Origin of the sequence: Pectobacterium nicotianae (assembly GCF_023272715.1) — a bacterium.
GTDB lineage: Bacteria > Pseudomonadota > Gammaproteobacteria > Enterobacterales > Enterobacteriaceae > Pectobacterium > Pectobacterium brasiliense.
In genome coordinates this window covers 3,905,314-3,917,876 of the sequence record NZ_CP096821.1, presented here as the reverse complement: position 1 = coordinate 3,917,876, position 12,563 = coordinate 3,905,314, and the positions used below count along the sequence as shown (strand labels likewise).

The 12,563-nt window shown below is 49.1% G+C and carries 11 protein-coding genes; 4 read left to right on the top strand and 7 right to left on the bottom strand.

Going from position 1 to position 12,563, the window contains the following annotated elements:
- Nucleotides 1-35 precede the first annotated feature (35 nt).
- The 5 genes from MYB54_RS17460 to MYB54_RS17440 form a co-directional block, all read right to left on the bottom strand.
- The gene (locus MYB54_RS17460) at nucleotides 36-383 is read right to left on the bottom strand and encodes an FMN-binding protein (RefSeq protein WP_014914303.1); all 348 of its coding nucleotides are present in this window, start codon (nucleotides 381-383) and stop codon (nucleotides 36-38) included.
- A 65-nt stretch (nucleotides 384-448) separates the two neighbouring features.
- Complete coding sequence (locus MYB54_RS17455) at nucleotides 449-1,825, bottom strand: MFS transporter (RefSeq protein WP_248721123.1); 1,377 nt, start codon at nucleotides 1,823-1,825, stop codon at nucleotides 449-451.
- Nucleotides 1,826-2,788, bottom strand: coding sequence for a cytochrome c nitrite reductase subunit NrfD (gene nrfD, locus MYB54_RS17450; RefSeq protein WP_248721122.1), 963 nt, complete (start codon nucleotides 2,786-2,788; stop codon nucleotides 1,826-1,828).
- Entirely contained in the window at nucleotides 2,781-3,479 is a 699-nt protein-coding gene (locus MYB54_RS17445) for a 4Fe-4S dicluster domain-containing protein (RefSeq protein ID WP_010285933.1), read from the bottom strand. Before MYB54_RS17445 ends, nrfD begins: the two co-directional genes overlap by 8 nt.
- Nucleotides 3,480-3,977: 498 nt before the next feature.
- Nucleotides 3,978-4,943, bottom strand: a complete 966-nt coding sequence (locus MYB54_RS17440) for an alpha/beta hydrolase (RefSeq protein WP_248721121.1) — start codon at nucleotides 4,941-4,943, stop codon at nucleotides 3,978-3,980.
- A 277-nt stretch (nucleotides 4,944-5,220) separates the two neighbouring features.
- Between MYB54_RS17440 and MYB54_RS17435 the strand changes: the two genes are divergently transcribed.
- Nucleotides 5,221-6,123 carry a LysR family transcriptional regulator gene (locus MYB54_RS17435; RefSeq protein ID WP_039461946.1) on the top strand — a complete coding sequence of 301 codons (903 nt, stop codon included), beginning with the start codon at nucleotides 5,221-5,223 and terminating at the stop codon, nucleotides 6,121-6,123.
- A gap of 156 nt (nucleotides 6,124-6,279) precedes the next feature.
- Here the strand turns inward: MYB54_RS17435 and MYB54_RS17430 are convergent, their stop codons facing one another.
- Nucleotides 6,280-6,558, bottom strand: a complete 279-nt coding sequence (locus MYB54_RS17430) for a bacteriocin immunity protein (RefSeq protein WP_040032786.1) — start codon at nucleotides 6,556-6,558, stop codon at nucleotides 6,280-6,282.
- A gap of 16 nt (nucleotides 6,559-6,574) precedes the next feature.
- Nucleotides 6,575-8,365, bottom strand: a complete 1,791-nt coding sequence (locus MYB54_RS17425; RefSeq protein WP_119871361.1) for a PAAR domain-containing contractile injection system baseplate protein — start codon at nucleotides 8,363-8,365, stop codon at nucleotides 6,575-6,577.
- 317 nt (nucleotides 8,366-8,682) lie between these two features.
- Here MYB54_RS17425 and manD point away from each other — a divergent pair, with 317 nt between their 5' ends.
- From manD to MYB54_RS17410, 3 genes are all read left to right on the top strand, one after another.
- Nucleotides 8,683-9,897 (top strand): D-mannonate dehydratase ManD, encoded by a 1,215-nt coding sequence (gene manD, locus MYB54_RS17420; RefSeq protein ID WP_039283781.1) that lies wholly within the window; start codon nucleotides 8,683-8,685, stop codon nucleotides 9,895-9,897.
- Between the two features lie 29 nt (nucleotides 9,898-9,926).
- On the top strand, nucleotides 9,927-10,949 hold the full coding sequence (locus MYB54_RS17415; RefSeq protein ID WP_014914313.1) for a Zn-dependent oxidoreductase: 1,023 nt from the start codon (nucleotides 9,927-9,929) through the stop codon (nucleotides 10,947-10,949).
- Nucleotides 10,950-11,150: 201 nt separating this feature from the next.
- The gene (locus tag MYB54_RS17410; RefSeq protein ID WP_014914314.1) at nucleotides 11,151-12,521 is read left to right on the top strand and encodes an MFS transporter; all 1,371 of its coding nucleotides are present in this window, start codon (nucleotides 11,151-11,153) and stop codon (nucleotides 12,519-12,521) included.
- The last annotated feature ends 42 nt before the right edge of the window (nucleotides 12,522-12,563 follow it).

Genomic DNA, 12,563 nt, shown 5'->3' with positions numbered 1-12,563 from the left:
AATGCAGTCGTGCTGCGTGTGGAGAACCAACGGGATTAATTCGCCTTAGCCTGTGAGTACGCGTCTTCCGCCGCTTCTTTCACCGCTCCGCTGGTCATCGTGGCGCCGGACACGCCATCAACCTGAATGCTTTGCTTTTCGGTCATGGTTTTCGCGAGTTCGATGGCGGCTTCCCCGCCGACTTCCGGCGTTTCTTCCGGGGCATCAATCGTCGATTTGAGGACTTTCCCCTGCGCATCGATATCGAGCGTAACGGTGACGTCCCCGCCGATACCCTGTCTCGCGGCGGAATAGGTGCCAGCTTTAAAATTTCCCTCTTGCGCAACCGCGCTTCCCATTGCGAATAACAGGCAGAGTGGAAGGATTCCTGAGCAGATTTTCATATCAATAGTTCCAGTAGTTTTTGAATGAATACGGTGAGTAACCAATTTATCTCCCATAAATAACGCTATCTCCCATGAATAAAGTGATGGCCGTCATCGTTATTGAGGGGCTTGAATATCAGGCAGCAAAGGGGTAAGCCAATGCCGAGTAATAAAAACAACAGGCTGAAGTGATTAAGGTTGAAGAGGATTTCAAACTGAGAAAGAAAACGTAATACCGGAAACGTCAGCGTCATACTGAGCATGACGGAAAGTAATTGGCTAATGGTTAGCAGATTATTACCGCTGTGATACGTACTGTTATTCAGGTTGCTAAAGGCCAGCGTGCTTTCTGCTGAATATAAGGTCGAGATCAGCACGCCTAACAGCATGGCGATGATGCCGATAAGCGGCATCGATTTCTCTTGCACGGCAACGCTCAGCGCGAGGATACACAGCGACGTTACGCTGGTTGTCAGCATCAGCAGTCGACGGTAGCCAATACGCTTTACCAGCGGTTCGAACACCAGTTTTGACAGCAGTGCACCGCTGGAAAAGAGCAGCAGAATCAGGCTGGTTTCCACGGGTTTACAGGCCAGCGTCGTTTGCAGCATTAACGACAATACGACAGGAATTGATGCCAGTAATGTGCGCGTTGCGACGCCGCCAATAACGCCGACAGAAAAGGTTCTGATGCCGAACAGGGCGCGAGGGAATAATGCCGTCTCTGCGATGAGGTGCTGCCGATAGTAAATAAATACCAAGCCCAGCGTGCTGCAAGACAGGAATAGCATGACGAACGTTGGCAATATATTTTTCGTGGCGGTGGTTAACATGAAGGCCACGAGAAATAACATCAAAATGGGAAAGGCAACTTCATAGGCACCCGTGCGGGCTGTCTCTTTTATGGTAGCAACAGGAATATATCGGGTTGCCAGAAAAAAGCAGAGTAAAGCCAGCGGAATATTAACGAGGAAAATAGCCTGCCACGAGAGAAAGCTAACCAGAATATTGCCGAAAACGGGGCCGATCAGGGTGCCGAGTAATCCCAATAAGGTTACCCGATTCAGGAAGCGTAATTTCAGCTCCTGCGGTGTGGTGCGCAATATCACGGTTCTGATGATGGGCAGCATGAGCGCACCGCCGATGCCCTGAATAAAGCGGAAAACGCTTAAGCTGCCGAGTGTGGTTGCCGTCATGCACAGCAGCGAACCGAGCGTGAAAATGGCAATCGCGATCTGGTAGGTTTTCCGTTCCCCTAGCCGTTCCGCCAGCCAGCTATTGGCCGGCGTAAACGCGACGACCGTGACAATGTAGGCGATCACAATCGCTTCCATATGCAACACCGGCTGGTGCAGCGACTGCGCAATCGCAGGGATGGCGACATACACCATGGTGGTATCCAGGGATTGCATGAAAAAGGTGGCCGAAGCAATCCAGAATAAGACCCATGACGTGTTCATTCAGGCCACCGTCATTTGTCCGGCATAAAGCACGAACAGTCGTAGCAGGAACACGCCGAACAGGCTCATGGCGGCTAACGTAATCAGCTGGCCTTTGCCGGAATGGGCGGAAGGCTTGCGCACCTGATTGGCAATGAATGGGATCACAATGCCGATGCCGATAATGCCAATCCAGAATACGCCGCCCCAGAAGCCCGAGAGCGCGGTCTGCGCGGCGACAACCTTTTGCCCGCCGCCAAGCAGCAGCCCGATAAAGAACGCAAACAGCAGGAACAGTTCGGCATACACCACAGGTGTTTCTACGCGGTGGATGAAGTGCAGAGAGCGTGAATGCCCCGAGCTCGAGCTCCCCCACGCACTGGCCAGCAGCATGACAGCAATGCCTGAGGTGGTGCCGGATACCAGAAACAGGACGGGCAGAACGGGATTATTCAACAGCGGGAACGATTTCAGCGCGGATAGCAGAAAGCCGGTATAGCAGCCGAGCAGGATCGCCAGTACCAGCAGCAGGTTTTCAATCACCGCAGCCCTTTTGACGATCATCGCCGTTAACTTACGCGCTCGCGCAGCCAGCGCGGGCCGGTGCCAGACGGTCTCAAGCTGCGTCAGCCATCCGTCATGATAAAGCGTGATGATCCATAACAGCATCACGACGAAGTACACCTGAAACAGCATCACACCCAGCGACATGATTGAGGTCGGGTTGTAAAAGACCATCAAATACCAAAAGGTCAGCGGTCGGGTCAGGTGAAAAATCAGAATCACCAGCCCGAGGATCACGGCGAGTGGTGCTACGATGGCCGTGGCTTTGATGATGCGATTGCTGCCGCGATATTCGCTGGGAACGTAATGCCTGAGGAGCATTGAGAGCGACACCATTCCCGCTGAAATGCCGACCAGAAGAAGATAAACGGCGATGGGCCAATCCCATACCAGCGTGTCGAACGTGAAGGCATTATGCATTGTCGATTGCTCCTCGTTTCCCCGGCATACGGTAGAGCTGGGGTTCTGTGCCCAAATAGACCTTGGAGCGGTAGGTCGCGTTGCTCGCGATCATCTTGGCAATGTTGCTTTCAGGATCGTTGAGATCGCCAAATACCAAGGCTTTGGTGGGGCAGATTTCGACGCAGGCGGGTTGCTTTCCGGCGGCCAGATTGGTTTCCCGACAAAAGTTACATTTGTCTGCCGTCTTCGTGACTGGGTTGATGAAACGCACATGGTAAGGACACGCGGCAATGCAGTAGCGGCAGCCCACGCAGCGCTTATCGTTGACGTCGACGATACCGGTGAGCGCGTCTTTAAAGGAGGCTCCTGTTGGGCAGACCGCAACGCAGGGCGGGTTTTCACAATGCTGACAGGATTTACGGAAAAATTGCTTAATGGCGCGCGTCTTCTCGACGGCAGGAATATCGACGGTTTGCAGTATATCCAGCCGGGTTACGCCATCGGGCACGTTATTGGTCTCTTTACAGGCCTTGATACAGGCTTTGCAGCCAATACAGCGCATTTCGTTATGCAATAAGCCATATTTAACCGCTAATTTACCCTGCGTTTTTTCAGGTTCATTTTGCGCTTGTGCGAGACCGATATGCCCACTAATGGCAATCGTTCCCCCCATATAAGCAATAAAACGACGGCGAGATAATTCTTCCATATTATAAATCTTCACATTGGGGTGATAGCCGCGCGAACGCTAGATATGATTAATCCAGCAATAGCGTTAATATTTCGCAGTGTGGCGCTAATAGGGAATAACGTTCCGTTATTACGATGAAAATGATCAGTAGGCCACGTTGTTATTGTGGTTTTATTGGAGCATGGGGATTAACGGTTAAGTGTGCGGTTGGTCACGTTTGTTTTTTTGTAGATCCGTATATAACAAATGTCGATTTGTTATAAATGCATTGTTATTTTTCTCGTTCGTTTAAGAAATTATGTTTCTATTATATGGATGCAAATTTCTGTTTTTATTTTTGTGATAAAAACGAATAATTGATGTGTGTCAGATTATCTATTTTTTATGTGAGTAATAAATGGGGGTGAAATGGATAATGACTTTTTTCGTAACAAATAAAAAACGTTAGTGCATATTTGGCACTAACGTTTTCTTAACAAAATAATGGGTGGATATACTAAAAACCGTAAACGGGTATTAAGGTTTTAGGTGTTTATCAAGAAAGCCCACGGTAATTTTCATGATTTCAGGCTGTAGCCAATGCGGCCCGCCGTGCTCGGCACCTTTAACGCTGTAGTAGGTGGATTCGATATTTTTCGCCGTCAGAGCCTGGTGCAGTCTTTCGGTCTGGCGTGGAGAAACCGAGGTATCGTTTGTGCCATGCATAATCAGGAACGGAGGTGTGGTGCCGCTGATAAAGTTAATCGGGTTAGCCGCTGCTGCTTTATCGGGATAGCGGGTAATCGCGCCCCCTTCATTAAATACTGCGGTGCCGTTGACCCAGATCGCTTCTGTTGCAGAAGGCGATGCGTGTTTCTGAACGACATCGTCAGGGAAACCTTCACCGACAAGCGTCAGGTCGGATAAACCATAGAAATCAATGACGGCCTGGACATCACTGCTTTGGTCGAGGTTATCGCCTTTATCGTAGGCTTTTGAGCCATTTGTCGTCCCAGCAAAGGCGGCCAGATAGCCCCCAGCAGAGGCACCGAAAACCGCAGCATGCTGGCCGTCGATACCAAATTTTTTCGCATTAGCGCGCAGATAGCGAATAGCGGATTTTACATCATCCAGCGGCGCGGGGAAAAGGACGGTAGGTGCGACACGGTATTCCATACTGGCAACCACATAGCCCGCTTCGGCAATGCTAAGGCGCTGTTGCAGATAATTATCTTTATTGGCGTTAATGAAGCCGCCGCCGGTAATGAATAATACGACCGGAAGCGCGGTTTTCGCTTCAGGCTGAAGGATATCCATTTTTAATGCGACGTTAGGGTAGCCACGCATCGATACCTGAGAATAAACGACGTCAGAGATTAACTTCACCGAGGTGGTTTCCTGCTTTACGGTGATTTCATGTTGATTCTGTGCTGCATGGATTGCGGTAGTACTCATCATTGCCAAGGTTGCTAATCCTATTTTTGCCGTTTTCGAATAATCCATATCTTAAGTCCTTTTGTTAGAGAGATGTAAATTATTTGTCTTGTGATGAACGATGTTTTGTTTGTAAAAATAATATTAAATAATCTTTATTAAAATGAGTTTATCATGCTTGGTGGGATTAATTATTTCCTCCTTGATAATAAGTTGACTATATCTGCTATTAACGCTATTTCTCATGAATTAAATGTGCATCTAATCACATTTGATTATTTACAAATCCCTATAATTGTCATTATGGGTGGTTATAAACGAGACAGTTGATGCGTAATATAAAACAATGTTCAGCATAAAGCGTGTGATTTATTATCAGGAACTCATCCGGGTCGGGAGTTTCACTAAAGCGGCGAAGGCGCTGAATATCTCTCAGGCGTTCTTGTCGCAGGAGATCGCGCGGCTGGAACTTGAAACGGAAAGAAAACTGATTAACCGAACCACCCGGCAGTTTTCTCTGACGCCATTCGGGAAGATCTTTGCTGACAAAATTCAGGGGATGATTAAGGAACATTATGAGCTGGAACAGTTCGTCAGCAGCTATGAGGAAAGCACGGATGGTGCGTTGTTGGTTGGCGTGATTCCGATTTTTAACCGTCTGGCTCACTACAATATGTTTAACCTGTTTCAGAAAGCCTATCCCAATATCGATATCTCTTTCATTGACGGCGTCAGCACCGATTTGCTGGAAAGGGTGCGCAATGGTGAGATCCACCTGTCTTTCTCGACGCCTTTTGATGAGTACTTGAACGATCCGTTGTTTCATCACACCATTTGTCAGATCGATGACATTGTTGCGGTGATGGCAAGGTCGCACCCGCTTGCCGACAGTAAGACGCTCAGCTTGCCGCAGATGGTAAAAGAAAAGCTGATCGTGCCGCAGAAAGGGACGGGGGAACACGCCGCTGTTTCTGAATCTTTCACTCGGCAGGGCATCAACCCCAGCTACTTTCGCGAATGCAGCAACATGGACATCATTATGGATCTGGTGATTAACCTGTCCGGCGTGGTCTTCCTCTGTTCGTCTGTCGCAAAAAGCCTGACCGCTTACGACGTCGCGGTTATTCCGCTGGAAGAGCAACTGAAAAGGACTTTCGCCATTAGCTATCTAAAGCGCAGCACGAACATTCCCATGGTGCGTCTGTTTCTGGATTTCCTGCAAGACTACAACAGCGAGTCCGTCCGGTAGGGCGCTTCCTTGTTTGGAAGGTGCAGATATCCAGATAGTTGGTCCCCTCGGTTGGTCTGGGTTGCTCGTTTTGTAATCATGAAAAAAGAGGCTTATAGTATATCTTACCTATAAAAATCAGCGATATATGTAATCCATGTGTAGTGTCAGGCTATGCTATTTGGAATCTTTAAATAGCGGAAGCCCTTGGGATTTTCTCCAACGCTTTATTTCATTAAGAACACCTTCAGGTGAGTCATCTCTTTCATCAGGCGGGTAAAAAATCAAACCATTCCCTTCAGGATGAAACACAATTTTATCAAAATGCTCAACCAAACTATCTATGTGTGTTTCTAATTCTTTTCCTCTAAGCCCCAGAGGGTTATCAAAAAATTCCTTTAGGTAAGAAATAAACTCCGCTTCAGTATAGTCCTCAAGCTTTTCTTTTAAATTCATATATTCACCATCATTTTTAATGCAAGCCAATATGATTTTTGGGGGTGTTCACTCTCAAATTATCAATATTATATACTTCTCCACTGTGCTGTATATTTTTAACATGATGAATTTCAAACCGTTTTCTTTTTCCTACCTGCTCTTCAGGTATAGCAAAAGGGGAATTGCCTGCCCTAATCATGGTCTGATTGGATCGATTAAACTGAACCATTAATTCAGGACACTCTGCCACGGCTAACCAAAATGCTTCCCTAAAGTCATCAAAGCGTTCAAATTTTTTCCCTATCAGCTTATCTGCGACTTGAGCAGGCACTGGCGCACCTAATCCTGAACTGGCGGATTCCAGCCATTTACCTTCATCACTCAATACCTCACCTTTTCCTGTTACGGTGCCGGGTTTATCCCGCGCTGATTGCAGATAAACATAGAGTGGTTTTATCTCTGATCCATCAGGGAAGACTAAGATCCAGTCATTAAAATCATGCTCATCTATTGCAGGAAACGGTAGCGTGGTAGTTTCTATTTCATTCTCGGGGATAGGGTAGATCAGGATGGTTGGTTGACTGATGGGGTTTACCGGGCTTCCGGTATCCGTTACAGGCTCTGATCCATCAGGTTTTTCTGGTGTCCATGTGATGGTCGGGCCATCTAAGCCGGGAGCAGGTGTGAAGGTGTAGCCCTGAATCTTCGCATCCCACACCATATTGGCAACGCGAACGCCTTCATAGCGTGTTCCTTCCCCCGTGTGCACGCCATATACCTGCATCTTGCCATGAATATCAGGGCGCCAGAAAAACCGGACGCGTGTTGTTGCCGTTTCGCCCGCCCAGCCTTTACGCCGTAGCTCATCTTCCAGCCAGTATTCGTCTCGTCCTGGAACCTTATCACTGCCTTCCCCCGCAGACGGAATATAGAGCGCGGAGGCTAATGCGCCAATATACGGTACACTTCTTGCCGCGCTCAGCACGCCACCAAGAGACCATTCTCCCCAGACTTGTGTCATGACTCCCGTCGCGGCCAGTAAGCCGACATCAGCACTGGCGACGGGCTCTTTCTGTTTCTCTGTGACTACCGGGTCGATAAGCGGTTTGGCAATGGGGGCTGGGGAAAGCGTTTTGTCATCAGCAGCGACCAACAAATCAAACAGGGTCTTATACCAGGGTTCTTGTGGGAGATGTTTGGGAGGAGATGGCTTGGGTGAAGAGGTTGCGGTTTCTGATACTGTTGTTTTCTTCTTCGTGGCCTGTGCATGTTGCACGATTTCATGCGTATTACTTGCAGCATGATAATCATAGCCACAGCAATCGTCTTGTTCGGGCTGGGCAAACAGCACCATGTCCCCGAAATTTTTGACTGGCTCTTTTTCCGTCCTTGTACGAATACAACTTTTATCCTGTAAACAAGATTTGGCGTACACAGGAGGAACGGTCAGCATGGGTGTTAATGCCAACAACGGCGCACGATTTAGTACTGCCTGTCTGGCGCAGTCCTGAACCGGAGATTTATACGGCGTATCACCAATAATAACGTTGCCACTACCGGAAATAATCACACCACCACAATTGATGCTGTCTCCAATACGCGCAGCAGGCTTGCCGTTAATAATGACGGTGGATGAACCTTCGGCTATTTTTCGGGAATGGAGACCATGTGGTGTATTGGGGCAATCGTGAAGCAGAACCGCATCGCCTTTACGGGCAGCAGGTTGACCATTAATGATCACGTTAGGGCTGCCTTCGGTTATCGGTGTTTCAGGGAAGCAATTGTGACCACTTCCTGTGTCGTTAAGACGGGCAGCACCTGGCATCGTCATTTTCCTTTGACAGTAAAACAAGCCTTTTGATGGCTGAATGTTGGGCGTTTTTTATTGGGGATTCAATACCGGAACCGCTACCAGCCTCGCATATAGTGGCCCGAACATTGACCGCACGAACCGCGGCCTACCTTTTATCTCCCTACGTTTTCCTCCCTCGGCGCACCTCGGTTTCTCTTCCCGACCTTCATGGGTTTTAGATAAATGTTGCAAATGTGAATAAATGTGAGGTGATTCAAATTATCTCGATTAATATACTTGTATGGTAGTCAGCATAAACGAATGGCTACATGCACAGAAGGATAAGTAACGTGAAGATTGTCAGCGCTGAAGTGTTTGTCACCTGCCCGGGACGGAACTTTGTCACCCTGAAAATTACGACAGATAGCGGATTAACCGGCCTCGGCGATGCGACGCTCAACGGGCGTGAGCTGCCGGTCGCCTCTTACCTCAAAGACCATGTGTGTCCGCAGCTGATTGGCCGCGATGCGCACCAGATCGAAGATATTTGGCAGTATTTCTACAAAGGCGCGTACTGGCGTCGTGGCCCGGTGACGATGTCTGCCATTTCGGCAGTCGATACCGCGCTGTGGGACATCAAGGCCAAAGCCGCCAACATGCCGCTCTACCAACTGCTGGGCGGCGCATCGCGCACGGGCGTCATGGTGTATTGCCACACCACGGGTCACTCGATTGATGAAGTGCTGGACGATTACGCCAAGCATCGCGATGAGGGCTTCAAGGCGATCCGCGTGCAGTGCGGCGTGCCGGGTATGAAAACCACCTACGGCATGGCGAAAGGCAAAGGGTTGGCGTATGAGCCAGCGACGAAAGGTAACTTGCCGGAAGAGCAACTGTGGTCGACAGAAAAATACCTTGATTTCACGCCTAAGCTGTTTGAAGCGGTGCGTGACAAGTTTGGCTTCAACGAACACATGCTGCACGACATGCACCACCGCCTGACGCCGATTGAAGCGGCGCGCTTTGGTAAAAGCATTGAAGACTATCGTCTGTTCTGGATGGAAGACCCAACGCCTGCGGAAAATCAGGAGTGCTTCCGTTTAATCCGTCAGCACACGGTTACGCCGATTGCGGTGGGTGAAGTCTTTAACAGTATTTGGGATTGTAAACAGCTGATCGAAGAACAGCTGATCGACTACATCCGCACCACGATTACCCACGCAGGCGGGATTACCGGCATGCGTCGCATCGCCGACTTTGCGTCACTTTATCAGGTGCGCACCGGTTCGCACGGGCCGTCGGATCTGTCGCCTATTTGCATGGCGGCGGCGCTGCATTTTGACCTCTGGGTGCCAAACTTCGGCGTACAGGAGTACATGGGGTATTCGGAGCAAATGCTGGAAGTGTTCCCGCATAACTGGACATTCGATAACGGCTACATGCACCCAGGCGAAAAACCGGGGTTAGGCATTGAGTTTGATGAAAAGCTGGCGGCCAAATACCCCTATGACCCCGCTTATCTGCCGGTTGCCCGTCTGGAAGACGGCACGTTGTGGAACTGGTAAGAGTGGAATAGGTAATCAGAGGCCAAAATATGAAAAGCATTGTGATACAGCAGCCGAATTCGCTGGTGATTGAAGAACGTCCTATTCCACAGCCAGCGGCAGGTGAAGTTCGTGTGAAGGTAAAGCTGGCTGGTATCTGTGGCTCGGACAGCCACATCTATCGCGGGCATAACCCTTTTGCCAAATATCCGCGCGTGATCGGGCATGAATTTTTCGGCGTGATTGAGGCTGTGGGTGAGGGCGTGGAGGCATCCCGTCTGGGCGAACGCGTTTCGGTCGACCCGGTAGTGAGTTGCGGTCACTGCTACCCTTGCTCAATCGGCAAGCCGAACGTCTGTACTTCGCTGGTGGTGTTGGGTGTGCATCGTGACGGCGGATTCAGCGAGTACGCTGCCGTACCGGCGAAGAACGCGCACATCATCCCGGATGAGATTCCTGATGAGTTTGCTGTGATGGTCGAGCCCTTCACGATTTCAGCCAACGTGACCGCACAGGTGAAGCCGACGGAGCAGGATGTCGCCCTGATTTATGGTGCGGGACCGATGGGGTTGACCTCGGTTCAGGTACTGAAAGGCGTGTTCAACGTGAAGGAAGTCATCGTCGTCGATCGCATTCCTGAACGTCTGGATATGGCATTACGCAGCGGCGCGGACAGGGTCATTAACAACGCATCGCTGTCATTAAAAGACGAGTTGGAAGCGCTGAATATCAAGCCTACGCTGATTGTTGATGCTGCCTGCCATCCATCTATTTTGCAGGAAGCGATTACGATTGCTTCTCCTGCGGCACGCATCGCCATCATGGGCTTTTCCAGCGAGCCTTGCCAGGTCAGCCAACAGGGAATAACCAGCAAAGAGATTTCCATTTTCTCATCGCGCTTGAATGCCAACAAATTCCCAATCGTGATTGAGTGGCTGAAAGCAAAACGCATCGATCCGGCAAAACTGATTACCCACCGGTTTGATTATCAGGAGGTTGTACAGGCAATTGAAGTTTTTGAAAAAGATCAAAAACGCTGCTGCAAAGTCCTGCTGACATTTAATGATGCATGACACGTTATTGGCAACAGGGGATGTATAAAAGGAAAAACTATATCGGCTACATAATAATATAATGATTCCTTTGAAGTAATTATTTCTCTCTTAATCACTCCAGACCATTAATAACGGGCTGGAGTGGATTGCGACACCATGATGAACGGTAATTTTACTTACTGTGCTCTACCATAATTACAAATCGTCGAGAGTATATATATGAATACGCAAATCGCATCTGGACAAGATAAGCCTGTAAGAAGTACCTCTGATTTAGTCAAGGCGGCGGTGTCCGGCTGGCTGGGCACCGCATTAGAATTCATGGATTTCCAATTGTATTCGCTCGGTGCGGCATTGGTCTTCCATGAAATATTCTTTCCTGAACAATCGGCTGCAATGGCGCTGATTCTGGCAATGGGAACCTACGGCGCAGGCTATGTCGCACGTATCGTCGGTGCCTTTATTTTCGGCCGTATGGGGGACTCCATCGGTAGAAAGAAAGTACTCTTTATCACCATTACCATGATGGGGATCTGTACCACGTTAATTGGCGTACTACCAACCTACGCACAGATTGGTATTTTCGCGCCCATCTTGCTGGTGACCTTGCGTATCGTGCAGGGGTTAGGGGCGGGTGCCGAGATTTCCGGTGCCGGTACCATGCTGGCTGAATACGCGCCGAAAGGGAAACGCGGGATTATTTCCTCATTGGTTGCAATGGGTACCAACTGTGGCACGCTCAGTGCTACGGCTATCTGGGCCGTCATGTTTTTTGCCCTCTCAAGAGAAGAGTTACTGGCGTGGGGTTGGCGTGTACCGTTCCTGGCCAGCGTAGTCGTGATGATCTTCGCGATCTGGCTGCGTATGAACCTGAAAGAAAGCCCGGTTTTCGAAAAAGTGAGTAATGATGTCTCGGGCACTGAAGAGCCGTCACCTGCTCTGGTGGTTGAGCAAAGCGAGCAAAAATCAGTACTGTCCATGTTCAAAAGCAAGGCGTTTTGGCTGGCAACAGGATTACGCTTCGGACAGGCGGGAAATTCAGGATTAATTCAGACCTTCCTCGCGGGATATTTAGTCCAAACGCTGTTGTTCAATAAATCTATTCCGACCGATGCATTGATGATCAGCTCCATTATTGGTTTCATCACCATTCCATTATTAGGATGGCTCTCGGATAAAATTGGTCGCCGCGTACCGTATATTATTCTGAATATCTCGGCGATATTGTTAGCCTACCCAATGCTGTCTCTTATCGTTGATAAAGAGAATAGCGTTAACGTGATTGTCGTCAGCATTATCATTATTCATAACTTCGCGGTACTGGGATTATTTGCGCTGGAAAATATCACCATGGCGGAAATATTCGGTGGACGCAGCCGCTTTACGCAAATGGCGATTGCCAAAGAAACCGGTGGTTTGGTTGCCGTTGGTTTTGGTCCGGTGTTAGCGGGTATTTTCTGCAACATGACCGGTTCCTGGTGGCCGATTGTCGCGATGATGATTGTTTATTCTGTGATCGGTTTATTTGCAGCTATCTGTATGCCGGAAGTGAAAGACCGTGACTTGGATGCATTAGAAGACGCGGCGTAACGTTCAGATTGTCATTGTTCGAGTTGCAGATGAGTTGACCTG